Here is a 24,033-nt window from a genome sequence, read left to right as displayed (position 1 = left end):
GGGGGTTTGATGGCGTATCGTGCGACACTGAAGGATGTGGCCGCTGCCGCGGGGGTGTCTGTGACGACGGTTTCGCTGGTGTTGAATAATCGACCGGCTCGCGTGTCCGAGGAGAAGCGCAAGGCCATTGCCGACGCGGCAAAGAAACTGAATTACGTGCCGAATCAGAGCGCGCGAAGCTTGGTGACCAAGCAGTCCCAGCTGGTTGCGCTGATCGTGCCTGATATTGAGAACTTGTTTTTCGCGGCGCTTGCCAAGTGCGTGGAGGATGAGTGCGCCGCGCAGGGGTATTCGCTGATTGTGGCCAATTCCGATGATTCGCGTGCTGCGGAGCATGAGTTGTTGCAGCGCCTTCCGGCTCGTGGGGTGGACGGTGTGATGCTGATTCCGGCGCGCGAGTCCTGCGCTGGCGATGCTGCTGAGCGGTTGCGTGAGGATGTGGCGCTTGTGTCGTGCCCTGTGGTGTTGATTGATCGTTTGACGCAGTGCGGTTGGTGCGATGCCGTTGGTTTTGACAATTATCTTGGCGGTCGTTTGGCTGCCCGTTATCTGTTGGAGGGTGGTCATACTCGTATTGGCATTGTGACTGGCGATACTGCGGAGTCGAGTGCTGCGGAGCGTCGTCGTGGGTTTGTGGATGCCGTCGAGCAGGCGGGGGAGTGTTTCGATTCGTCGCTATGCGTTGAGGGGGATTACCGTTTCGGTAGTGGCTATCATGCTGCGGATCAGATTATTGATGGCGGTGCGACGGCCGTGTTCTGCTGCAACGATGTGATGGCGCTTGGTTTCCGTCAGCGTATGGCGGAACGTGGGTTGCGCGTTACTGAGGATATGCAGGTGATTGGTTACGACAATATTCTCAAACGATTCGGTCTTGGTTGGCGTATGACCACCGTTGAGCAGAGCGTGGCTGATTTGGCCGCCGCCTGTTGGGGTATGTTGCGTAAGCGGATTGATGTTGCGGTTCGTGCCAAGTCCGGTACGGAATCAGGGGATGTCCGTCCGTGGCTTTCCGATCCGCAGGTTGAAGTGCTTACGCCGAAACTGGTGCAGGCCGCCTGCGCGTAGGATTGAGGATTTTTAGATACCTGCGGATCATGATGAGACGGGTGGCGCTGATAAATCTTGATTAAAGTGTCGTCGGAGTTTCTTATACGGTTAAATTGCTGGAAATAAAAGCAACACGCCGTATGGTAGTGCCGAATTTGCGTTCCTGATAAAACGCTTTATCATAAATCTTGTCAACACACAACATAAATGAGAAAGTGTTCGATACATAACTGACGACGCACCCGTATGGTGGCGGACCGTCGTCAGGCCCGTCAAAGAGGAAAGGCACACACATGAAAAAGATGATTCTTGATCTTGATACCGGCGTTGATGACGCGCTTGCCATTTCGTATGCTCTGGGAAGCCCGGAAGTCGAGCTGATCGGCATCACCGGCACCTACGGCAACGTGCTCGTCGAGCAGGGTGTGCGCAACGCACTGGCCGTGACCGACCTGCTCGGCCACCCGGAAGTCAAGGTGTATCAGGGTTTGCCGCACTCCAGCACCACCGACCATTTCGAAGTACTGCCAATCTCCGCGTTCATCCACGGCGACAACGGCATCGGCGACGTGGAAATCCCTGATTCCAACCGCTCCGTCGAAACCGAATCCGCGGTAGACTTCATCATCGACGCAGTGAAGACCTATGGCAAGGATCTCGTCTACGTGCCGACCGGCCCGATGACCAACATCGAAGCCGCACTGAAGAAGGCTCCGGAAATCAAAGACGAAATCGGCCAGATCGTGCTCATGGGTGGCGCACTGACCGTGCCCGGTAACTGCAACGCCTGCATGGAAGCCAACATTTCGCAGGATCCGGAAGCCGCCGACTACCTGTTCCGTTCCGGCGCTCCGACCACTATGATCGGCCTCGACGTGACCCTGCAGACCCTGCTCACCTACAAGGAAACTCAGCAGTGGCGCGATCTCGGCACCAAGGCCGGCAAGTTCCTGGCCGACATGACCGACTTCTACATCAAGGCCTACGAGACTACGTCCCCGCACTTGGGCGGCTGCGGTCTGCATGATCCGCTCGCCGTCGGCGTGGCGGTGGACCCGACCCTCGTCACCACCCTTGACATCAACATGAAGGTCGATGTGGACGGCCCGACCCGCGGACGCACCATCGGCGACGAAACCCGCCTCAACGACCCGGTCAAGACCATGAAGGTCGCCGTCGGCGTGGACGTGCCGAGGTTCCTCAACGAATTCATGACCCGCATCTCCGGCCTCGCCGCAAAAGCGCAGTGAACGACGGCTCGCGCGGAAAACGTTCCACGGAGCGTTTCCCGCGCAACCCTCACCACGGAATCACCATCGAAATAATCGCAACACAACATCACAAAAACCAAGCGAAGAAGCGAAAGAAGAACTGACATGTCTACCAGCAACGCAGCCGCAACGGCAGTCAACACCGCACCATCGCAAGCCCCCGTCGACCCGTTCGACGATCCGGTGACCAGCAACAAGATGGCCGTCCGCGCCCTTATTCCGCTGCTGATCACCTTCGTGCTCGGCACCCTGTGCCTGCAGGGATTCAACCTCGTGTTCCAGCAGGTCGGCGCCGACGTCGGCGCGCCGGCGCAGGCGTCCCTCATCACCGCGTTCCCCAGCATCGTGCTCGGCATCGTGTGCTTCATCTATGGATCCCTCGGTGACTTCGTCTCCCTGAAGAAGCTCGTCACCTTCGGCCTCGTGACCCTGTTCATCGGCTCCATCTTCGGTTTCGTGGCCAACTATTTCTTCGCCGCGAACCTGTGGACCGTGATCATCGCTCGAGTGCTGCAGACCGCAGGCGAGCAGGTGGCAGGCTCCGCCTTCCTGGTGGTGGCCACCAAATACCTGCGCAACGACCTGAAGGTCATCTTCTTCGGCCTGTTCACCGCCGCATACCAGCTGTCCGCTTCCATCGGCGTGTTCGCGGCCGGCATGCTCAGCTCCATCGCATGGCAGTTCCTGTTCCTGATCCCGTCCGTCACCATCCTGTTCCTGCCGATCCTGCTCAAGACCCTCCCGTCCAAGAGCGGCAACGGCCAGAAGGTCGACGCGTTCGGCTTCGTGATCTTCGGCTTCGCCACCGCGTTCCTGACCCTGTTCTTCTCCTACATGTCCTGGTGGATGCTCGTGGTCTCCCTGCTGCTGTTCGTGGCATTCGCCTTCTACATCAACAAGGCCTCCAACCCGTTCATCACCCCGGCGTTCTTCAAGAACACCCGTTGGCTGCGCGCCATCTGTCTGATCCTCGTGTTCTACTTCGTGAACTACGCACTGAGCCCGATCTTCAATGCCATTGGTACCAACATCTACGGCATGACCACCACCCAGGTTTCCCTGCACATCGTGTGGGCCTTCGTGGTCGCCGCTGTGGTGGGCACCTGCTCCGGCATGATCATCCGCAAGATCGGCATCAAGGCCGGCATCGTGACCGCAGGCACCCTCATGTTCCTGGGATGGACCGGCGCGGCATTCTGCGTGAACTCCGGTTTTGTGGTGCTGACCCTGTGCGCATGCGTGTTCTACGCGGGCTGTGGCCTTATGTACTCTCCAGTCGTTTCCACCGTGCTCGGCACCATTGAGAAGGACGAATCTGGTCGTGGCGTCGGCATGAACGATCTGGCTATGAACGTATCTCCGTCCATCGGCATTGCCATCATCGGCAGCCTGCTCGGCTCCAACGCCCTCGCAGGCAGTTCCGTCACCGGTGCTACCGGTGACGCCGCCAACTATTCCAACCTGCTGCTGATCGCCGCCGGTACCGCACTGCTTGGTCTGATCGTGTTCTTCGTCTTCAAGAAAAAGATCTACGAAGGCAACCATGCGTTGGAAACCGAGGAATCGGCTAAATAATCGCACATAACATCCTCAATATAAACAATGGAGATTTGCGATAATTGCGAATACTGAAAAACAATATTCCGCAAATCTCCTTTTTATTTAATTAATGTAAGGAAGTCAAAGATGAGTGCGACTGAAGTTCTCTCTGCATTGGACCGCATCCACGGCACAGTGTCCGTAATCGGCTCGATGAATGCGGATTACACCGTCACCGCACAGCGTCTGCCCGGGCCGGGCGAGACCATCGCCGGCGGCCCGCTGCAGCTGCTGCCAGGCGGCAAATCCGGCAACCAGGCCGCGGCGGCCGCACGCATCGGCGCCACCGTGCAGATGTTCGGCGCGGTCGGCTCCGACAACAACGCCGACTTCCTGCTCGGAGCGCTCGGCGAAGCGGGCGTCAACACCACGCACGTGCGCCGCGTGCTCGGCCCGTCCGGCACCACCGTCATCACCGTGGACGCGCACGGCGAGAACACCATCGTGTACTCGCCCGGCTCCAACGCGCAGGTGACCGTCGACTACGTCGAATCCGTGCGTGACGCGCTGACCCACTCCACAGTGCTCGGCCTGTGCCTGGAAAGCCCCATCGAAACCGTCACCGCGGCCGCACGCATGTGCCACGAGGCGGGCGTGAAGGTGCTGCTCAACGACTCGCCGTTCACCCCGTCCCTGCCGGTGGAGCTGGTCGAGGCCTCCGACATCCTGCTCGTCAACGAGCATGAGATGGCGCAGCTGCTCGGCATCGCGGAACCGGAGGATGATGATTGGGACGCGTTCGACTGGCGTCACGCGTTCGATAAGTTGCGCGGATTCGGGTTTGAACAGGCGATTGTGACGCTCGGCGGCGACGGCTCCGTAGTGCTTGATGGCACGGCGGACGATCCGGAGCATCGCATCCAGCGCATCGCTCCGGTGCGGGTCAAGGCAGTAGACACCACCGGTTGCGGCGATTCGTTCATGGGTACCGTGCTGGCCGGCCTGGCCTCCGGCATGACGTTGTCGCAGTCCGCGGAACTCGCCTCGTATGTGTCGGCCTACGCGGCCACTGGATATGGCGCGCAGGCATCCTACGGCACCGCGGCGCAGATTCGTGAGGCCTTCGCCGACGCCGAGTAGACGGAACGGGGAGGCGCTTCCACAGAAGCCGCGTGGCGTGGGCACCCACGTTGTTATATTGGAGTTTGGCTTAATTTCACGCACCGAACAATTGGGAAGGCAAGCATGTCGGCGATTCTCGAAGGCACTCCGGATAAGAAACTGGCTCTGGTGACGGGTCGCGCGTACCCCGAGCAGGCTCAGGAAACCGCAAAATACCTGGGAACCGACGTACTTGAGACCACCGCATACGATTTCGCCAACGGCGAGATGTACGTGCGCTACACCGAGCCCGTCCGTGGCGCCGACGCCTTCGTGATGCAGGCCCACACCGAGCCGATCAACAAGTGGATCATGGAGCAGCTCATCATGGTGGACGCCATGAAGCGCGCCTCCGCACGTTCCATCACCGTGGTCGCGCCGTTCCTCGGCTACTCCCGCCAGGACAAGAAGCATCAGGGCCGCGAGCCCATCACCGCACGCCTCATGTTCGACCTGTTCCGTTCCGCCGGCGCTGACCGCATCATGACGGTCGACCTGCACGCAGCCCAGGAGCAGGGCTTCTTCGACGGCCCGGTCGACCATCTGACCGCCATGCCGATCCTGCTTGACTACGTGCGCAACAGCATGCCGCTGGAGAACACCACCATCGTGTCCCCGGACGCCGGCCGCATCAAGGTTTCCGAACAGTGGGCCGCCAAGCTCGGCGGACTGCCGCTCGCCTTCATCCACAAGACCCGTGACACCACGCGCCCGAACCATGCCGAGGCACACGGCATCATCGGTGACGTGAAGGGACGCGACTGCGTGGTCGTCGACGACATGATCGACACCGCCGGCACCATCTGCGAGGCCGTGCGCACGCTGAACAACGCCGGCGCGAAGTCCGTGACGCTTGTCGCCACCCATGGCCTGCTGTCCGGCCCGGCCGTGGAACGCCTGAAGAACTGCGGCGCACGCGAAATCGTGCTCACCGACACCGTTCCGGTGCCCGAAGAGAAGCGCCTGCCGAACATGACCGTCCTGTCCGTGGCCCCGCTGCTGGCCGCCGGCATCCGCTCCGTGTTCGAATCCGGCTCCGTTTCGACGCTGCTCAACGGCCTGCCCGAAGACATGCGCCCGCGCAACATCTACGCCTGATATTTCGCGCGATTGCCATACGGCTCTCGCGATATTTCAGGATTTATTACGATTCTTTGCGATTAAGCCCCGCTTGCGAGCGGGGCTTTTTGCTTGCCTCCGCACGTGATTTCGCGCCCGGCAGACGCCGTTTCGATACGTCGCGGCGTCGGGGTAGCCTGTACAAGTTGCCATCAATCGTATCCATATGTTCATTGCGACTTATCGATGCCTGAAGGCAGCACGCATACACACTCCTGCCATGGAAGGTCCATGGCCGATAGTCCGAAGGAGGTGGGTGATGTCTGCGCATAAGTACGAACTGATGTTCATTGCTGATCCTGAGCTGGATGAGCGCGGTCTGAAGAAGCTGACCGAGCAGTATCTGGAAACTGTCACCAAGGAAGGCGGTGCCGTCGAGAACATCGACATCTGGGGCCGTCGCAAGCTTGCCTACGAAATCGCCGGCAAGACCGAAGGTAACTACGTCGTGGTCAACTACTCCGCTGAGCCGGCCACCAGCGACGAACTCGATCGTCTGCTGAACCTGAACGAATCCGTCATCCGTACGAAGATTCTTCGCAAGTAAGTAAACCAAGCTTTCTAAGCTGCAAAGTAAGTAGGTAACGACATGGCAGGTGAAACTGTAATCACCGTGGTGGGCAACCTCACGGCCGATCCGGAAATTCGTACCATTGGCAGCGGCGCCGCCGTCGCCAGCTTTACGATCGCCTCCACTCCGCGCACCTGGAACCGTAACTCGAACCAGTTCGAAGACGGTCAGGCCCTGTTCCTGCGCTGCTCCGCGTGGCGCGACATGGCCGAACATTGCGCGCAGAGTCTGTCCAAGGGCATGCGCGTCATCGCGCAAGGCCGTCTGCAGCAGCGTTCCTACCAGGCGCAGGACGGTTCCCAGCGAACCGTCATCGAGATGCAGGTCGACGAAATCGGCCCGTCCCTGCGCTACGCGACCGCCCAGGTGACCCGTCAAAGCTCGTCCGGCAACGGAGGCTTCAGCGGCAATCGCGGCGGCTACAACAACGCCAACAACAACGGCGGTTTCGGCGGCAACAACGGCGGATATCAGGGCGGCTCCAGCTATGCTGGCGGCGCCGGATATCAGGGTGGAGCCTCCGCTCCGGTCAACGCCGCTCCCGCACAGTCCGCTCCGGCCTCGGACCCGTGGTCAAGCTCGGATAACTCCGGCTCGTCCTTCGGTTCCTTCGGCGCGTCCCAGTCCTTCGGAGGTTCCTCCGAATTCGGCGGCGACAGCGACGAACCGGAATTCTGACGGACCGAAACCGTCCGCAACATAGGCGAACAGCGAAACAAGCAGCTTAATCGCAGTATTTCCAGATTTTAAGGAGAACATCAAGATGTCACGCAAGAGGCCGCAGCCGCCGGTCAAGCCGTTTAAGAAGAAGCCGAATCCACTGAAGGCCGCCAAGGTCACCGAGATCGATTACAAGGACGTCGCCCTGCTGCGTAAGTTCATCTCCGATCGCGGCAAGATTCGTTCCCGTCGTATCACCGGTGTCACCGTGCAGGAGCAGCGCGAGATCTCCAAGGCTATCAAGAACGCCCGCGAGATGGCCCTGCTGCCGTACGCCACGTCCGGCCGCTGATCTTAGAGAGGTTTGAACAATGGCTGAAACTAAGGTTATTCTCACCAAGTCCGTCAACCACCTGGGTCACCCGGGTGACGTCGTGGCCGTCAAGTCCGGCTACGCCCGCAACTACCTGTTCCCGCAGGGCCTGGCTTTCGCTTGGTCCAAGGGTGCCGCCGCCCAGATCGAGGCCATGAAGCGCGCTCGTCTGGCCAAGGCCGTCGCCACCCGCGAAGAGGCTGTTGCCGCCAAGGAAATCATCGAGGGTTCCACCGTCGAAATCGCTGCCAAGGTCTCCGAGTCCGGCAAGCTGTTCGGCGGCATCTCCGCAGAGAAGATCGCCATCGCGCTCTCCTCCAAGGTTGAGGTCAACCCGAAGAACATCACCGTTGAGCCGATCAAGACCACCGGTGACTTCCCGGCAACCGTCGCCCTGCACCCGGAAATCACCGCCAACTTCTTCGTGAAGGTCGTCGCTGAGTGATTTCGCCCCATTCACCGCTCGACGTCCTTACGGACCGGCGGTGAATGACTTCAGGCTGAAACACGTCTGAGCTTAAGCATCGAAAATCCCCCGTACCGATTGGTGCGGGGGATTTTCCTATATCCGCTCTTTAGCCGGCATCAGTCCTCATCGTCAATCGTGACGCTGAGCTTGCCATCCCTGATGCTGAAGCTGCCGTTGACGGTGAAGTGGGTGCTGTCGTCCTGAGACTCCCACGAATCGTCGAAATTCTTCTCTTCATACGTGCACTTCGCCTTGCCCTGCCGGGTGGAGAACGTGCCGTAATCGAGATCGATGTCGGACAGCTTCGGATAGACGCTGATGGACCACGCGAAGTTGCGGTAGTAGTCCTCGTCGTACAGGTCGAAGCCGAACGGGCAGCCTTCCGGCGCGTAGTCGGTGGACTTCGCGCATTCGTCCAGCTTGGCGTTCACGGCCTTGCTCAAGTCCTCCTTAAGCTTGGCCGTAGGCATGATCTTGAGATCGGCGGCATCGGAGTCCGCGTTCGTGCGCACCATGGTGATGCCGCTGGTGACATACCCCGACTTGCCGATCGACACCTTGTACGAACCCGGGTAGACGCGCAGCGTCCACGTGCCGCTGTCCGACTTCTCCGCATTCTTCGCGGTCACGTCAACACCGTTGACGGACAACGATTCCACGGCATTGGGCACCGACACGGTGATGGTCTTGAGCAGTGGGCTCGAGATCTTCCAATTCGGGAACAGCAGGAACTTCGACCCGTCCTTGTTGATGGTGAGCGAATCGTTGACGTTCTTGCCGTTCAGCGAATACGTCACGTTGACCTTGGCCACGCCTTCGACGGTTTTGACACTATCGATATGCGGGTTGGCGATCGTGGCGTTGTCGGCCTTCGCTACGGTGTCGGACAGCAGCTTGAGCTGGTCCTTGTCCACCTGCGGATCGGCGATGTCATTGGCCTTGTCATACTTGCCGTCGGCAATCGCCGTCAGATAGCTTTGCGCCACGGATTTCGCGCTGAAGACGGTCGAGTTGAGCACACCGTAGACAATGCCCAACACAATCAGGGCACCGATTACGATGCCGCTGATAAGGATCGTCTTCTTAGTTTTTGGGTCGAGCGGTTGACCTGCCCCCGGAGCTGCGACCGGCATAGAAGCCGCGCCTGCTGGCGATTGCGGCAGCGGCACCGCACCCGTTGCCGTGTTGCCCGTTGTCGTATTGGGCATGGACGTCGGGGCGACCGGTTGTGGAACGGCCTGTGAAACAGGCGTTGCGGTAGGAGCGGTAGGAGCGGTAGGCGCGGGCATCGGCGCAGCCGGCGTCGCGGGCTGGGGGACCGATGCGGCCGGAGCTGCCGGAGTAGTTGGATTGGCCGGCTGTGCGGCAGCCGAAGCCGTCGGCATGGTCGCTGTTGCGGTCGTGCCGACGGCCGTGGCAGAGGTCTTCTTCATGCCGTAGGACGGATCGCAGGACTTGACGTAATCGACCACGTTCTGCGGGGTCTGCTGCACGGTGCCGCCGACGACGATCCGCCACATGCCCGGCAGGGACGCCACCAGCGTCGGACCGAACGTCATCGCGGCCACCTCGATCAGGAACGCCCAGATACCGGCGACAAGGAAATACCACATCGGAGCCGTCATCGACATGCTGGACGAGGCGTATCCCGCCGCGAAATAAGTGAACAGGAACTCCGCGGCCAGCCAGAACGTCATCGCGGCCACCGGAGCCTTCCACGTATGCTGCCAGCCCGCGTAATACGGGTCGTACATATTGCGCGCGATCTCACGCAGCGCGATATAGAACGTGGCAAGCAGGAACAGCACGAAGCAGATCCACAGAATCCAGCCATACTGGCTGAGGGAGGACACGTTGAACAACGTGATCGTATGGACGCTGTAGCTGGACGTCGAGAAGGCGATGCCGCCGAACGAGGACAGCGAAATCAGCATAAGCGGCAGAGCCGGGAACAGCAGCGGAACCAGCAGCAGACCGCCTGCGCCGAGATGGTTCGCGGCGGACATGGCGATCGTCGCCACCAGGCCAAGCACCAGGAACAGCACTCCGTAGATCGCAAACGATTCGACCAGCGTGCGCACGAAGCCACGAGCGCGGTGCGCCCAACGCCAAGCGGCGGAGAAGACGTTACCCGAATCGCCCGCATACTGTGCCAACGCGTAGCCGGCCAGCGCACCGGCCGCCGACAGCAGGAACGCCATGCAGAACGTGCGGAAGGACACGCCGGAAAGCGACGCGGAAGCGGAATAGTCGCTGTAGGAACCACCCACCGTCACCGGGAAGATGGCGGCGAAGACCAGCAGCACCAGGCCGGACAGCACGCCGACGATCAGCGAGCTGATGACGCCCGTCCACTTGAAACGAAGCGCGAACCTGCGTGCCAGCATGTATGCGCCGAACGCGGCGCCGATCGCCAATGCCACGCCGGGCAGTCCGACCGGCAGCGTCACGCTGACGTGCGAGGCGTCAATGCCGAGATTGCTCAGCGAGAAGCCCTGGGAGCTGGTTTTGAGATTCAGCGAACCGCCAACGCCGAGCGTCATCACGGTGAAGAGAATCTGGAAGAAATTCGGGCCGGAGCCGGACACACCGTTGTTGCCCAGGAAGGAGGCGGTGTCGGAAAAGCCCGGAATGCCGGCAAGCCCGTTGCTGGCCGCGGCATTGCCCATGAAGAAGACGATCGATGCGAGCAGCGCGAACACCACGCTCGCGCCGAGACCGATGCCGAGGCTGGCGCCCATGGTCTTCATGGACTGCGGTGTGGTCAGCGCGGTGATGGTGGGATCGGCCGCCGGACGGGCGATTTGCTGGGTCAGCTGGCTTGGCTGCGGCGCTGCTGCCGGCTGCGGGGCCGGGGATGGCGCATACTGGAACTGCTGCGTCGGCGCGGCCTGTGGTGCCACCGTTTGCGTTGCCTGCGCCTGAGCGGTCGGCTGTGCTTGCGCCGCCGGTTGCGGTGTGGTGGGCTGCGGGACGGTGGTTTGCGGAGCTGCCGGTGCGGCGCTATTGGGCAGCGGAACGGCAGCGGTCGGCATCTGCGGGGCCGGTGCCATGTGCGGCGCGGAAGACAGCATGGTGCCGTCATCGGATTCCGGCGCGGCCGGCGCTTGCGGTGCCGCCGCGGTCGTTTGGGTGAGCGGTGAGCCGCACGAGGCGCAGAATTTAGCGCCTTCGATGGTCGGCTGACCGCAATTTGGGCATGCCATAGGTAAGCCTTTCTCCTTCTTGATGCGCGTCATATACTCCTGTGACGCGCCATGGGCCTTATTATAAAGGGCCTCTGGCGCGCCGACGGGCTCGACGATGATGCGTGCTATTCGGCTCGCCGCGGTGGAAATGTGTGATGGAAAAGTTCGTGCCGTTGACTGTCGGAGTGGTTGCATTGAGGCAGAATGTGAAGAAAATGTGATTACTTGGATTTTATGGCGCCATCACGCCGCATTTTTCGTCGTATGGCGCGATGTGCACCATAGATGGCGATTTGCTGAAAACGTTGGAAAATAGCGGTTTTATGATTGCGACACGCCGAGGGTTGCGTTCTTTCCGATTCTGAGTATATTTACTCCATGTGCTCAGCGAGAACAAAAACCTCGCCAAGACCAACGCCCCTTTAGCTCAGTTGGTTAGAGCAGCTGACTCTTAATCAGCGTGTCCAGGGTTCGAATCCCTGAGGGGGCACAGACAAGACCCAAGCCAATGGCTTGGGTCTTTTTCGTATTTCGGACATGTGTCCACCCAAAGCCGCGTTACTTCCTCCGTACGGAGTAAGGTAGTGCGCTGTTGTCCGCCCAGAGCGGAATCGCAATTCATCTCGAATCGCACGAATCGTAAGAATCGTTAGAGAAGAAGCAATAGAGGAAACTGCAGTGGAATACACACTCTTCACCAAGCTTGCCGCGGAATTCGTCGGCACCGCCGTGCTGATGGTCTTCGGCAACGGCGCTGTCGCCAACGCGGAACTGAAAAACACCAAGGGCTACCATGCCGGCTGGCTGAACATCGCCATGGGCTACGGCTTCGGCGTCATGTTCCCGGTCCTGATGTTCGGCGGCGTCTCCGGCGCCCACATCAACCCGGCCATGACCCTCGCGCAGGCCGTCAACGGCATGTTCCCGTGGAACGAGGTCCTGCCGTACATCATCGCCCAGCTGCTCGGCGCAGTGGCGGGCCAGCTCATCGTGTACGTCACCTACCTGCCGCACTACAAGGACACCGACGATGCCGAAGCCATCCTCGGCACCTTCTGCACCACCGACGCGCACAACGACCGCGTGAACTACTTCCTCAACGAGTTCTTCGGCACCTTCATGCTGGTGCTCGGCGCCCTGTGCTGCCTGTCCCTGCCGTGGGGCAAGGCGAACCCGGCCGCCGCATCCATCGTCGTCGGCTTCATCGTGTGGGGCCTCGTGACCTCCATGGGCGGCCCGACCGGCCCTGGTCTGAACCCTGCCCGCGACCTCATGCCGCGCCTCCTGCACGCCATCCTGCCGATTCCGAACAAGGGCGATTCCCGCTGGGGCGAGGCCTGGATTCCGGTCGTGGCCCCGATCGCAGGCGCTATCGTCGGCGCGTTCCTGTTCAAGGTGCTGTTCGCCTGAGCATTACTTTGACGATTGCCGGCATTCGTCTGGCATGCTGGTAAGGCCCGTGATTCCCTCCGGAATCGCGGGCCTTACGCATAGGTGGTATGCATGGCGGTCGGCGGCTTCGGCATGTTGACTGAGACTGGTACTGTTGCCGAAGAGAGAAACATCACCATATCGGGAGGCTGGATTGAAGCGGATTCGTCGTATCATACGTGCGCTCGATCCGAAAGCCGACGCCACAATGGGCCAACGGGAACGGCTTGAGGCGTTTCGCATCCGCAGGGCCGCCGTGCTGGTGCTCGTGCTGTTCCTGCTGATCGCATCGATGACGTCCTGCAGCGTGCACGCACTACTGGTCCGCATGACGCCGAACACGCAGACGACGGCACAAGCCACGCATTCGACGTCGGCCAAGAAGCCAGCCAAGAAAACAGCCAAAACCAATCAGCATAAGACGGCCAAAAAAACCAAACCGGAAACCAAACAATCGCAGGAAGAGCAGGCCGTCGCCAAAGCGGTGAGCGCGCAATCGGCGGCACTGGGCGACGACGAGAAAACCGCGATTCTGAACAAAGCGCAGGAAACCGCGCAAAACAGCGGCAAACCGGTGACGCAATACCATTACTGCATCGCAGCCAAAGGAAACGTCGGTTCGGCCGACGAATTCGGCAACGCGGCGTTCCGCATCCTCAACGACGAACACGGATGGCCACGCGCCGGAGCCATATTCGACCAATCCACGGACGGCAACTGCGATTTCAATCTCGTGCTGTCCCAAGCGTCGGGAATGACGTCGTTCTCGCCATCATGCTCGGTGGAATACAGCTGCAGGGTCGACAACAACGTGATCGTCAACGACGACCGTTGGAACGGCGGCACGCAACAATGGCTCGCCGCCGGCGGCAACCTGGCGCGATACCGCACGATGGTGATCAACCATGAGGTCGGACACCGGCTGGGGCACATCGACAACGAAACGACCTGCGCCGGCGAAGGCCAGTTGGCGCCGCTGATGCAGGAGCAATCCATGCATTTGGACGGCTGCAAGGTCAACGAATATCCGCTTGACTCGGAGCTGTGGATCGGCTGAACGTCGACTGCTTCCCGTTATTTTCTGCTGTTTTCTGCTGTTTTCCGGACTGACCGGGTCGTCTCGGCAATTCGGCGAGACCCGGCCAGCCGTTGTCACAGGCCGAAATACGCGTCGAAATCGTCTTGGCTGATACTGCGGTCGGCCGTATCGGCCCGTACCTTACCCCAATCGAACTCCTGCAACGCCTCGACGGCGCTCATCGGCTGCGGACTGGTATGCGCGGAATCGCCCTGCAAACCAAGCAGCCACGCACAATAGCCGACAACCTGTTCCGCGGTGACGCCATGCGCGCGCAGCGCCCCCATATCCAAAGAGCGCTCGCGTTTGGCGAGCCTGCGGCCGGCCGCGTTGTCGATAAGCGGCAGATGCGCATACCGTGGGTTTTCGGGGTTATATGGGGTGTATTGCGATTGTGGTGCGTGCTGCGATGGTGCAGAAGCCTGCGTTTTCGCCTTGCGGAATCCCGCCTTGATAAGCGCTCGGCGAATGGCGATTTGCAGGGCGTTCGACCGGAGCAGGTCGCGGCCGCGCACGATGTCGTCGACGCCCATGTCAAGATCGTCCACGACCACCACCAGCTGGTAGGAGAACAGGCCGTCGGCGCGGCGCACGATGGTGTCGCCGACGTCGTGCGCCAGATTGAATTCCTGATGGCCGAACACTGCGTCATCGAATTGGACGGTTGCGTGCGGGTTTGTGTCGGCGGGCATGGCGATGCGCAGCGAATGGCGGTCGCCGTTGGCCAGCCGCTGCCGGACGGTATCCGGATTGCTGGCGATAAGCCGGCGGCACGTGCCGGGATACACCATGAAACGGTCGCCTTCCTGCGGTGCGGAGGCTGCGCGGATGTCGGCGCGCGAGCAGAAGCAAGGGTAAATCAGCGGGGTTGTGCCAGCGATTGCGTTGTTGGCTGCGCTGCCGACTGCGGGGGTGTGGTTGTTGCGCTCGTCAAACGGCGAATCGTATGCGTCGTCAATCGTCAGGTTTTCCAAGCAATGCAGCGCCTCACGGTACAGGTCGTGCCGAGCGGATTGGAACACCGGATCGCCGTCCCAATCCAAGCTAAGCCAATGCAGATCGTCCATCATCAGTTCGGCCGCGCCGGGCACCACGCGCGGTTCGTCGATGTCTTCGATGCGCAGCAGCATGCCGTCGCCGCGGCTGCGCGCGGACAGCCATGCTCCGAGCATCGCATAGATGTTGCCGATGTGCATGCGGCCTGATGGGGTGGGGGCGAAACGACCTGGCACGGGGTTCCTTCCTGTCGTTGGCGGGCGGTTCGGTGTTGCCGATGCGGAGACCGGTTGCGCCGATGCTTGCAACTGTACCTGCATCGGCGGCCGGAACGGCGGGTTTCGTGGGACGCGATTGTGGAATGCGTTGCTGGACGTGCCGTGACGTGCCATGCCGAGGTTGCAGCGTGCTCCGAAAACGTGCCGTCGCTGTGAGATATCTCACAGTGTGAGAAGGATATTTAGCGCATGGTGATACGGGCCGCGCGTTTCGTTTGGGGTGTGCGTAAGGTGGTGTGCGTCATCCGGTATTCTGGGTGGTGATTTCGGCAATTCGGTCTATGCGTTATCGGTATGGCCGGTCAAAAGGGGATTTACAAGGGGCGAATATGACGAAGCGACAGTTCAGCAGAGCGGAAATCGAATACCTGCGTACATTGCCGTCGATCGACGCGGTGACGGACAGCAGAATCACGTATGCGAGGGAATTCCAAATCGACTGCATGAGGCGGTATCTGCAGGGGGAGAAGCCAACTGCGATCTTCATTTCCGCGGGATTGAGCCCATCGGTCATCGGGCACAAGCGCATCGAACGCAATATCGCACGCTGGAAGCGCGACGAGGACATCATGCGCAAGGCGGCCGAAGAGCCGGAACCGCATGATACGGCTGTGGACAGCCACAATGCGATGTCGGAAGTGCCGTTGGGCAAGATTCAATCGCTGGTATGCCAGGTGATGGTGTTGAGCGATCGCGTCGATAAATTGGAGCGTTTGGTGGAGGGGCTGCGCAAGGGGGATAAAATCTGAAAAAAAGTTTTCAGATTTATTGGTTTTTTCCGGCGGTTCGCGCGCATTTATCTGATACATTAAATGCGTAGACGGAGTCTTTGAAGTCCCCCTTCTACTGCCGTCTGGTTTTATAGCCCGCGCGAATTTATGACCGCTTTATCGCTTCACTTCAGGTCATCGCGCGGGCTTCTTTATACGTTGTCGGCGGTTTTCTGGTAACACTGGTATCGAAATATCAGCCGACATGCCGGAAACGGTGGTGCCGGCCGCGGACCGGCGGTCGAATGAACTTGCGAGAGGTGGACGATGACTGCATACATGGATCACAAGAACCTCGCCAACGAGGTGATCGACGATGCGCGCGCACGTGAGATCACGGACGGCGTGCATCGTGTGCTCGACCGCATCGCGGCAGCTGAGGAACAAGCCGGACGCGAAGCCGGCTCCGTGCGCCTGCTGGCCGCCACGAAGACGCGCGACATCGGCGAAATCATGGTTGCGATTGATGCCGGCGTGCGCATGATCGGCGAGAACCGTCCGCAGGAAGTGACGGCGAAGGCCGAAGGGCTGGCACGGCGATGCGCGGAACGCGGGTTTTCGCTGGGCGTCGCAGGCGCCGCGCCGGATGCTGCGGCGGAGCATATTCCATTCCACCTGATCGGCCAGCTGCAAAGCAATAAAATCGGCAAAGTGCTGCCGGTGGTCGACACTATCGAATCGGTCGATTCAATCGATTTGGCAGAAAAAATTTCACGTAGAGCCGTGGCTCGCGGTATTACTGTCGGCGTGCTGCTGGAAGTCAACGAATCCGGCGAGGAATCGAAATCCGGTTGCGATCCGGCGCACGCCATCCGCATCGCGCAGAAAATCGGCACGTTGGACGGCATCGAATTGCAGGGACTGATGACGATCGGCGCGCATGTGCACGACGAAACGGTGATTCGCCGCGGTTTCTCGCACCTGCGCAAGACCCGCGACCTCATCCTCGCATCCGGCGAACCGGGCACGGACCGTTGCCGGGAACTGTCGATGGGCATGACCGGCGACATGGAACTGGCCATCGCCGAAGGTTCCACCATCGTGCGCGTCGGCACTGCGATTTTCGGTGAGCGTGCGTTCATCTGAGCGCTTTCTTTGACTTTTTCTGTTTTTTTAAGGATTTGCGGGGCTCGTCCGCCTGGATTGCATTCGTCTGGCTTACATTCGTCTGACTTGCATTCCTCTGAAAAACGGCTTGTCTGAGCTGCGTTCCGCCGGTAGGTGGGGTGCTGCGCGGTTTGGTGCCATAATTGCCGGTTTCGTGCCTGAAACCGTTGTCTTTCTAGGGGTAAGCCCTCCTATAGGGGGCAAGGGCTTTCGTATGGCGGGTGTGAACATGGGTGTGTTCGAAGGAGAAACCCATGTTTTGGTCTGCCTCTCGATTGATGAGTAAACCCGTCCGTCTGCTCGCCCGCAGGACGGATTCCTACGTGCATGCGCATGCGGTGCTGCGTTCGCCCATGCGGCTGTTCGGTGCCGTGGCGGGCGCCTCGGCTGATTCCTATGATGCCGGTGATGATAACGATGGCATCGGCAATGGCGCCGGAGTCGGATCTGATGCCGGTGCAGCTGCCGACAGTGGTCATGCCGGAACTGTTGCGTTCGCTGGAACGTCTGCTGGAACGTTCGCTGGAACGCCGTCGTTTTACGAGGCGATTGACATTGCCGATGTGGTTCGCGCGCGCAGGCTGCGGCGGATTCGTTTCATATTGGTGCGGTGCGTGTCCGTGCTGCTGATCGTGGGCGCGGTGGTGGTCGCGTCGTTGCCGTTCGCCATGCAGGCGCATTCCGCGCGGCGCTTGGCCGAGACATCCGATTCGGCGGCTCGCACGGTTGCCGGATGGCCGTATCCGATGGCGATGGAGGAGTTGGAACGGGCGCGCGCATACAATCGGCGGCTTGCCGTGGAAGGACAGCCGGTATTGGGCGAGGCGGCCGATCCGTTCACTACCAGACCGGCTGGCACTGCCGGAGATGCTGATACCGCCGACGATTCGGCGCCTTCCGGCGGTGCCGGGCTTTCCGCTGCGGACACGGACGCGAACTATCAGGGCCTGCTGGATTCCGGCGCAGGCATCATGGGCACGGTATTGGTGCCCAAAATCGGCGTGGAACTGCCGATTCGGCATGGCACGTCCGAACCGGTGCTCGTCGTCGGTGCCGGGCATCTGTACGGCACCAGCCTGCCGGTCGGCGGCACTGGCTCGCATACGGTGGTCACCGGGCATCGCGGCCTGGTCAAATCGTTGATGTTCACACGGCTCGACGAACTGCACGACGGCGATTTCATGTACATCAAAGTGATGGACGAGACGCTGGGATACGAAGTGGACCGAATCAGCGTGATCGAACCGGACGACGTCTCACGGTTGAAAATCGTGCCCGGCGAAGACCGGCTGACGTTGATGACCTGCACGCCATACGGCATCAACACGCATCGGCTGCTAGTCTCCGGGCATCGCGTCGCAATACCGCTGCCCGCGCCAGATCCGGCCGACGTGCGCGACGAACGTGCGACCGAACTGGGCGTGCTCGCCATGACCATCGTTTGCACGATGGGCGGCATGCTGTTGTGCTGCATGGTCGTGCGGTCGATGCGGCCCCGACACCGAATCATGCGGCACGCTTCCGCCTGGCCGCGTAAAGGATAAGGGGGAAGGCCGCGATTTTCGCTGGTCCGCACGTTCCCCGAACCCATCAATGGAGGGGACGGGTTTCAAAACGTTCATCCATAAGGTTCAAGGCATGGAGGCGCATAGGCAATTCGCCGCAGCGCCATGAGAGATGGACATGTCATGAAGTGGATGAAGGACCCGCTTGCCGGCTTCATAAGCCGGTGTGGCGCGCGGATGGGAAAATTCACCGCATTGCTTGTCACGATTGCGATGCTGGCCGGCACCACGGGAGCCGGCGCGACCGCGTTCGCCGACGAAACGGTGACGGATGGCGGCAACGTGGCCGCCGAATCCGTAGCGAGCCAGCCGGAATCGACACAACAATCCGATGCTGAAAACGCAGTCGGATCGGACGTTGCCGACATTGCCGGGCAAGATGTTGCCGGACAGTCCGCAACGGACGATGACGACGCACAATGCCTTACGGACGACGGCGAATCGCAGCAGCCATCGAACGAACAAGCGCAATCGCAACTGCAGTCGCAATCGCAACCGGAACAACCGTCGGAGACGATGCCGGAACAGCGGCAGCCGTGCGATAAGACGGAACAGCCGAATGAGCAGAAGGAGCAGGAACGGCAGGCGGTTAGGCAGCCGACGGCTGAGAACGCTGACGTACCTGCAAATGGTGCTGCACCGGCTCAAGACGGCGATCGAAACGACCATGCCGGCGAAAATCGCACGGATGCTGTGGCGAATGGCGATGCGGGCGCGACAGCCGATGACGGCAAAACCGGCGATGCGGACGATGCTGACAACGATGGCAACACTGCTGAAGATGCCGACGATGTCGACAAGAACGGTAAGAATGACGCCGACAAGGATGCCGCGTCGGCTCAAAACGGCAACGATAACGACAAGAATGATGCTGCCAAAGACGATGCCGACGCCGACGAACACATCATGCGCGATCGCTTCACCTTCAATCGCAAAACCGTGATGCGTGCCGCGCGTAACGTCGCCGTGCCGCAGCCGGACCACACGAAAAGCATCACATACAACAACGGCGGCAAATACACGCTGAACCTCAACGTGGTGGGCAAGGATACCCGCGAAAGCCATGAGACCACGGAGAAAATCGAAGTGGTGCTCGTACTGGACACGTCCGGATCGATGAACTACTGCATGGACGGAAGCCAAAGAAGATGCAACAAATCGAATCCGAAGCGGTTGACGGCGCTGAAAGAAGCGGCGACCAGCTTCATCGACGCCACCGAGACCACCAACGACACCATCCAGGACGAAAACAGCAAAGTGCGAATCGCCATCGCTCAATTCGGGCAGACATCCGGCGTGGTGAGTTCCCTGACCAGCGATACCGCCGCTCTGAAATCATCGGTGAGCAGGCTGTCCGCCAATGGCGCGACCCCTGCGGACAAAGGCATGGCCGCCGCGCAGACGGCATTGCTGCAGGCAAGGCCAGGCGCGAAGAAAATCGTCATTTTCTTCGCGGACGGTGTGCCGACCACGCAAAACACTTTTAGCACGAGAGTCGCCAATGACGCCGTGACAACCGCGCTCGCCATGAAATCGGCCGGCACGCTCATCTACAGCATCGGCATCTTCGAAGGCGCTAATCCGGAGCAGCAATCGTTCGGTAACAGGGAGAACGACCAAGCCAACCAGTTCATGCACGCCGTGTCCAGCAACTATCCGAACGCCACCGCGTACGACAAAGCCAATTGGGGTACGGGCGGCAACCTCGGCTACTACAAGGCCACCAACAGCGCTGACGACCTGACGAAGATCTTCGACGACATCCAGAAGGAGATCACCACGGGAAGCGCCTACAGCGGCGTCTCGATCGTCGACGAGCTGTCCGAATACGCGCAGGTCGATGGCGTTGTCTGGAACATGGCCAGCATGCGGAACTTCGGCGGAACGACCTACTACCGGGTGACCGGCGGCGTGACGCTCAACGTGACGAATCTGCCTTCGGGGGCTACGCCTCCAGTGCTGGAACGTGATTACACATTGTGGTACAGCGACGCCGGCAACGGCAAGATCTGCGTCGAATTCGCCGGCGATTACGAGCTGCTGCACAACGCGACCTACACGCTCTCGTACGGCATAGTGCCAACCGACAGCGCCTACGCGCGGGTCAATATGGTCGACGGCGGCATCAACTACGACGCGACCGGCGACGCGGGCACCGGCACGACCTCCGCAGGAAAGCCGGGCTTCCGATCGAACGCGTCGGCGCAGGTCTGTTACACCTTCGACAAGCAGTCCGCCTGCGCGGCCTACCAGCATCCCGTATTGCAGGTGCCGTCCGCCAACGTGGTCGTGACGAAACATTGGGAAGGCGGAATGCCGGCGAGCGGAGCCACATTGCGCATCGATTTCATGCAGGGCGGCGCATCGAAGCTGGGCAAAGACCTTTCCGAAGATGACGAGCTGCCTACCGGCGAATGGCAGTACACATTCCGTGGCGTGATGGCAGGCGACTACACCGTCACGGAAGGCAACATCGCCGGCTATCACGCGAAAGGCAACGTCACCTCAGTGCCGATCAGCATCACCAGAGCCGACATGTGGAGCGCGTTCGACAAGGGACAGACCGCCACCTACGAAGCCTCGTTCACCAACGTGAAAGAGACGGTGGCCGTGCTGCCGCTGTCCGGCGCATCGGAAGGACGGACCTGGCTGGTCGTGGCCGGCGTCACGGCACTGGTGCTGCTGCTTGCGGGCATCGTCGGACTGGCTTTGATCGGGCGCGGACGGCCGTGACGGAACTGCCGGACGGCAATCGCAATTCTCTGATCGCAATCCGGCAATCGCAATTTTTCAATCACAACTAAAGAGCAACACAACTTACGAAACTTCCCATAAAACCAACCAATCGGCTGCGGTAACAAGGCCGACCAAACCAAGGAAGAGAGGTCTCTCATCATGAAGACGAGAAGGCTTTGTGCAGTAATCGCCGCGGCAGCAACGTTGCTGGGCGGTATGGCGTTCGGCACGGCCGGAGCGTACGCGGCCGGCAGCGCATCGATCGAAGTGCGGCATTCGCAGAAGGGGCACACCTACTCCGCGTACAAGTTCGCCTCGCTGACGGTGGACGGCGACGCCGTGCAGGTCGACACCGACGCCGATTGGGTGACTGCTGTGACCGACGCGGTGGCCGCCGCCAACAACAACATGGACCCCGTTGTCAGCATGCCCTCCGAATATGACAGCAATCCGGCCGCGTTCGCCGCAACCAAGACCGGCGATAACGACGCCGCCTGGTTCCGCACATTCGCGGCCTCGTTGGCGGTTGGCGATGGCGTCGTTGCCGACAAAACCGTTGCAGGCAACGGCGGTACGGCTGCCATCGGTTCGCTTGAAGAAGGCTGGTATCTCATCACCGATGTGGACAAGGACGGCGGTCGGGGAACCAATGCCATCGTCGCCACCACGCTGAACGGCGTGGCCGCCACATTCAAAGTGAAGGGCGATCCGGCAACCGGCCAGGGCAAGATCAACGCTGTCGGCATGTTTGTGGCCAAGAACGAGAATGAGCCCGACCAGCCGGGCAAGACGGCCGATACGATTACCACCACTGAAGGCGTGAGCATTGGGCAGACCGTCGCCTACACCATCACGCTGGATATTCCGAACGCGGCCGAAGGCTACGACAAGTATCCGTACTTCGTGAAGGACGTGGCATCCAAGGGCCTGACGGTCAACAAGGACTTCAAGGCCGTTGTTCGAGCCGCGGATGGCACGGAAACGAATATGCCGTTCGCCTACGTGACCGTTCCGACCGTTGGAGCCGACGGCAAGACCACCACCGTGCTGGAATTCGACTTGGCCAACAAGAGCGGCCAGCTGGTCATCACCTACACCGCCGTGGTCAACAAGGACATCATCGACATGGGCAACAAGGTTACCAACAAGGCGGCCGTGTCCCGTGACACCGAGGTGTGGAATACGCCGGTCGAATTCGACTCCTATACCGGGGGCTTCTCCTTCCACAAGTACGGTGTCGGAAGCGATGCCAATGGTCTCGCAGGAGCGAAGTTCCACGTGTTCGAGGGAACCGAGGTTTCGCAGACCCCGCTCAAGTTCATCAAGATTGTGGATGGCGAATACCGCCTTGCCGAAGCGAACGAGAACGGCGCTGTCGCGGATGTGGAAACCACCACCGGCGACGTGAAAATCATGGGCTTGAAGTCCGGCAAGTACACGCTGAAGGAAATCGGATTCGCGAGCGGCTATGCGAAGAACTTTGTGCCGGTCTTCACCGTCGAACTAGCTGTGAACCAGGAAACCGGCAAGTCGACCTTCAAGCTGGTCGGCGCCAACAACCTCGGTCTGGCAAGCAGGCTTGACGAGGGCATGTCCGACAAGGCAATCCAGGTCAAGAACGTGAAGAACGTCACGCAGCTGCCGCTCACCGGCGCAATGGGCACCGTGCTGTTCACCATCGCGGCCCTGGTAATGGCCGGAGCCGGACTGGCGCTCGTGCTGCGCTTCCGCGAATCGGATACGCCGATGGCGGTCTGAGCGGGCCAGCAGACAGGCAACGGGGCTTGTTCGGGCGGGTGAGTCGTTGAGCGATCAACGGTTCACCCGCTTTTGTTGTGACGAATACGGGCGATTTAGGGTTTCGTACCGCCTGAAATGGTTGGAAAAACGCCATTCGTACCGGTATGATGGAACACAAAGCGAACAACGAATCGGATTGCGGCCTTGCATCGCAAACACGTATCGCAAGCCGAACAGGGGAATGGCATGACGGAGGCCATTCGACTGCCGTGCGGTGGAAGGGAGCCGCCGCACGCCAAGCCGAAAGGGAACATCATGTGCAACGGTGGGGGAGCGTTCAGTCCGGAAGAAGTCGAATATCTGCGCTCGCTGCCGGTGGTGGCCGAAGCGACGTCGCGACGCATCACCTACACGGAATCGTTCAAACACAACTGCATGCGCCGGTACCATGCGGGCGAATCGCCGGTCGAACTGTTCCGCGAAGCCGGACTCGACCCATCGCTGATCGGCTATAAGCGCATCGAACGTTGTTTCGCGCGCTGGCGCAAGATTGCCTGCCGTATGGGCACGGACCGGCTGGTATCGGTTGATGGGAATGGTGGAGTGGTGCCATCGGCGTCGGCGGATGTGGCGCCGTCGGCGGAATCTGCGGAGGTTGCTCGATCTGCGGTATCGCAGCCGGTGCAGCCAACGCAACCAGCGGAAACGCAAAACAATGCGACGCTGCCCGCGCCGCGCAACGCAGCCGAAGTCCCGATTCTGTCGGGAGGTGACGTGCGCGACCTGCTCATCGCCCAGCAGGTGCGCCGCATCGACGAGCTGGAACGCGAGGTGGCGGCGTTGCGGGCGGAACTGCATCGCAAATAATCGCAAAAATCGTAAAAAATGCGAGCAATCGGCATCGTCCGCAAAGCGACGCATGTCGAGAACG

General features: G+C 60.5%; 19 protein-coding genes and 1 tRNA gene. 18 read left to right on the top strand and 2 right to left on the bottom strand.

Going from position 1 to position 24,033, the window contains the following annotated elements; all coding sequences use genetic code 11:
- The first annotated feature begins 9 nt into the window (after nt 1-9).
- From Q5H31_RS01180 to rplI, 9 genes are all read left to right on the top strand, one after another.
- Nucleotides 10-1,068 (top strand): LacI family DNA-binding transcriptional regulator, encoded by a 1,059-nt coding sequence (locus Q5H31_RS01180; protein WP_302457393.1) that lies wholly within the window; start codon nt 10-12, stop codon nt 1,066-1,068.
- Nucleotides 1,069-1,343: 275 nt separating this feature from the next.
- Nucleotides 1,344-2,300 carry a nucleoside hydrolase gene (locus Q5H31_RS01175; RefSeq protein ID WP_302457392.1) on the top strand — a complete coding sequence of 319 codons (957 nt, stop codon included), beginning with the start codon at nt 1,344-1,346 and terminating at the stop codon, nt 2,298-2,300.
- Between the two features lie 219 nt (nt 2,301-2,519).
- The gene (locus tag Q5H31_RS01170) at nt 2,520-3,896 is read left to right on the top strand and encodes an MFS transporter (RefSeq protein ID WP_223895510.1); all 1,377 of its coding nucleotides are present in this window, start codon (nt 2,520-2,522) and stop codon (nt 3,894-3,896) included.
- Between the two features lie 111 nt (nt 3,897-4,007).
- Entirely contained in the window at nt 4,008-5,000 is a 993-nt protein-coding gene (locus tag Q5H31_RS01165; protein ID WP_302457391.1) for a ribokinase, read from the top strand.
- 105 nt (nt 5,001-5,105) lie between these two features.
- Nucleotides 5,106-6,119 carry a ribose-phosphate diphosphokinase gene (locus tag Q5H31_RS01160; protein ID WP_011743767.1) on the top strand — a complete coding sequence of 338 codons (1,014 nt, stop codon included), beginning with the start codon at nt 5,106-5,108 and terminating at the stop codon, nt 6,117-6,119.
- A 280-nt stretch (nt 6,120-6,399) separates the two neighbouring features.
- Complete coding sequence (rpsF, locus tag Q5H31_RS01155; RefSeq protein WP_003810120.1) at nt 6,400-6,687, top strand: 30S ribosomal protein S6; 288 nt, start codon at nt 6,400-6,402, stop codon at nt 6,685-6,687.
- A 42-nt stretch (nt 6,688-6,729) separates the two neighbouring features.
- Complete coding sequence (locus Q5H31_RS01150) at nt 6,730-7,389, top strand: single-stranded DNA-binding protein (RefSeq protein ID WP_003810116.1); 660 nt, start codon at nt 6,730-6,732, stop codon at nt 7,387-7,389.
- 85 nt (nt 7,390-7,474) lie between these two features.
- Nucleotides 7,475-7,723, top strand: coding sequence for a 30S ribosomal protein S18 (rpsR, locus tag Q5H31_RS01145; protein WP_003810112.1), 249 nt, complete (start codon nt 7,475-7,477; stop codon nt 7,721-7,723).
- Between the two features lie 19 nt (nt 7,724-7,742).
- Complete coding sequence (gene rplI, locus Q5H31_RS01140; RefSeq protein ID WP_003810110.1) at nt 7,743-8,189, top strand: 50S ribosomal protein L9; 447 nt, start codon at nt 7,743-7,745, stop codon at nt 8,187-8,189.
- Between the two features lie 140 nt (nt 8,190-8,329).
- On the opposite strand, the gene Q5H31_RS01135 is transcribed toward rplI, so the two are convergent.
- The gene (locus Q5H31_RS01135; protein ID WP_302457390.1) at nt 8,330-11,419 is read right to left on the bottom strand and encodes a zinc-ribbon domain-containing protein; all 3,090 of its coding nucleotides are present in this window, start codon (nt 11,417-11,419) and stop codon (nt 8,330-8,332) included.
- 398 nt (nt 11,420-11,817) lie between these two features.
- On the opposite strand from Q5H31_RS01135, the gene Q5H31_RS01130 reads away from it, so the two are divergent.
- The 3 genes from Q5H31_RS01130 to Q5H31_RS01120 all read left to right on the top strand — a co-directional run bounded on the left by Q5H31_RS01130 (nt 11,818) and on the right by Q5H31_RS01120 (nt 13,889).
- Nucleotides 11,818-11,891 (top strand) — tRNA-Lys (locus tag Q5H31_RS01130).
- Between the two features lie 188 nt (nt 11,892-12,079).
- Nucleotides 12,080-12,811, top strand: coding sequence for an MIP/aquaporin family protein (locus Q5H31_RS01125; protein ID WP_003810106.1), 732 nt, complete (start codon nt 12,080-12,082; stop codon nt 12,809-12,811).
- 175 nt (nt 12,812-12,986) lie between these two features.
- Nucleotides 12,987-13,889, top strand: coding sequence for a DUF3152 domain-containing protein (locus Q5H31_RS01120; RefSeq protein WP_236837174.1), 903 nt, complete (start codon nt 12,987-12,989; stop codon nt 13,887-13,889).
- Between the two features lie 95 nt (nt 13,890-13,984).
- On the opposite strand, the gene Q5H31_RS01115 is transcribed toward Q5H31_RS01120, so the two are convergent.
- A complete protein-coding gene (locus Q5H31_RS01115; protein ID WP_085382710.1) occupies nt 13,985-15,142 on the bottom strand; it encodes a glutamyl-Q tRNA(Asp) synthetase in 1,158 nt (385 codons plus the stop codon).
- A 371-nt stretch (nt 15,143-15,513) separates the two neighbouring features.
- Here Q5H31_RS01115 and Q5H31_RS01110 point away from each other — a divergent pair, with 371 nt between their 5' ends.
- The 6 genes from Q5H31_RS01110 to Q5H31_RS01085 all read left to right on the top strand — a co-directional run bounded on the left by Q5H31_RS01110 (nt 15,514) and on the right by Q5H31_RS01085 (nt 23,969).
- Entirely contained in the window at nt 15,514-15,933 is a 420-nt protein-coding gene (locus Q5H31_RS01110; RefSeq protein WP_011743759.1) for a hypothetical protein, read from the top strand.
- A 288-nt stretch (nt 15,934-16,221) separates the two neighbouring features.
- Nucleotides 16,222-17,040, top strand: coding sequence for a YggS family pyridoxal phosphate-dependent enzyme (locus Q5H31_RS01105; RefSeq protein WP_042990520.1), 819 nt, complete (start codon nt 16,222-16,224; stop codon nt 17,038-17,040).
- Nucleotides 17,041-17,315: 275 nt separating this feature from the next.
- A complete protein-coding gene (locus Q5H31_RS01100) occupies nt 17,316-18,605 on the top strand; it encodes a class C sortase (protein WP_085381164.1) in 1,290 nt (429 codons plus the stop codon).
- Between the two features lie 144 nt (nt 18,606-18,749).
- Entirely contained in the window at nt 18,750-21,359 is a 2,610-nt protein-coding gene (locus Q5H31_RS01095) for a vWA domain-containing protein (RefSeq protein ID WP_302457389.1), read from the top strand.
- Between the two features lie 162 nt (nt 21,360-21,521).
- Complete coding sequence (locus tag Q5H31_RS01090; RefSeq protein ID WP_055309061.1) at nt 21,522-23,120, top strand: isopeptide-forming domain-containing fimbrial protein; 1,599 nt, start codon at nt 21,522-21,524, stop codon at nt 23,118-23,120.
- Between the two features lie 297 nt (nt 23,121-23,417).
- Nucleotides 23,418-23,969 carry a hypothetical protein gene (locus Q5H31_RS01085; RefSeq protein ID WP_034984576.1) on the top strand — a complete coding sequence of 184 codons (552 nt, stop codon included), beginning with the start codon at nt 23,418-23,420 and terminating at the stop codon, nt 23,967-23,969.
- Nucleotides 23,970-24,033 lie beyond the last annotated feature (64 nt).

Source organism: uncultured Bifidobacterium sp. (genome assembly GCF_959020155.1).
Lineage (GTDB): Bacteria > Actinomycetota > Actinomycetes > Actinomycetales > Bifidobacteriaceae > Bifidobacterium.
Note: the sequence above shows the minus strand (reverse complement) of the source record. Positions and strands in the feature narration are given on the sequence as shown.

What these genes read in the sequence shown, in the direction of transcription:
- Q5H31_RS01180 (WP_302457393.1), top strand. Translation starts at nt 10, where the DNA reads ATGGCGTATCGTGCGACACTGAAGGATGTGGCCGCTGCCGCGGGGGTG.
- Q5H31_RS01175 (WP_302457392.1), top strand. Translation starts at nt 1,344, where the DNA reads ATGAAAAAGATGATTCTTGATCTTGATACCGGCGTTGATGACGCGCTT.
- Q5H31_RS01170 (WP_223895510.1), top strand. Translation starts at nt 2,520, where the DNA reads ATGGCCGTCCGCGCCCTTATTCCGCTGCTGATCACCTTCGTGCTCGGC.
- Q5H31_RS01165 (WP_302457391.1), top strand. Translation starts at nt 4,008, where the DNA reads ATGAGTGCGACTGAAGTTCTCTCTGCATTGGACCGCATCCACGGCACA.
- Q5H31_RS01160 (WP_011743767.1), top strand. Translation starts at nt 5,106, where the DNA reads ATGTCGGCGATTCTCGAAGGCACTCCGGATAAGAAACTGGCTCTGGTG.
- rpsF (WP_003810120.1), top strand. Translation starts at nt 6,400, where the DNA reads ATGTCTGCGCATAAGTACGAACTGATGTTCATTGCTGATCCTGAGCTG.
- Q5H31_RS01150 (WP_003810116.1), top strand. Translation starts at nt 6,730, where the DNA reads ATGGCAGGTGAAACTGTAATCACCGTGGTGGGCAACCTCACGGCCGAT.
- rpsR (WP_003810112.1), top strand. Translation starts at nt 7,475, where the DNA reads ATGTCACGCAAGAGGCCGCAGCCGCCGGTCAAGCCGTTTAAGAAGAAG.
- rplI (WP_003810110.1), top strand. Translation starts at nt 7,743, where the DNA reads ATGGCTGAAACTAAGGTTATTCTCACCAAGTCCGTCAACCACCTGGGT.
- Q5H31_RS01135 (WP_302457390.1), bottom strand. Translation starts at nt 11,419, where the DNA reads ATGGCATGCCCAAATTGCGGTCAGCCGACCATCGAAGGCGCTAAATTC.
- Q5H31_RS01110 (WP_011743759.1), top strand. Translation starts at nt 15,514, where the DNA reads ATGACGAAGCGACAGTTCAGCAGAGCGGAAATCGAATACCTGCGTACA.
- Q5H31_RS01105 (WP_042990520.1), top strand. Translation starts at nt 16,222, where the DNA reads ATGACTGCATACATGGATCACAAGAACCTCGCCAACGAGGTGATCGAC.
- Q5H31_RS01100 (WP_085381164.1), top strand. Translation starts at nt 17,316, where the DNA reads ATGTTTTGGTCTGCCTCTCGATTGATGAGTAAACCCGTCCGTCTGCTC.
- Q5H31_RS01095 (WP_302457389.1), top strand. Translation starts at nt 18,750, where the DNA reads ATGAAGTGGATGAAGGACCCGCTTGCCGGCTTCATAAGCCGGTGTGGC.
- Q5H31_RS01090 (WP_055309061.1), top strand. Translation starts at nt 21,522, where the DNA reads ATGAAGACGAGAAGGCTTTGTGCAGTAATCGCCGCGGCAGCAACGTTG.
- Q5H31_RS01085 (WP_034984576.1), top strand. Translation starts at nt 23,418, where the DNA reads ATGTGCAACGGTGGGGGAGCGTTCAGTCCGGAAGAAGTCGAATATCTG.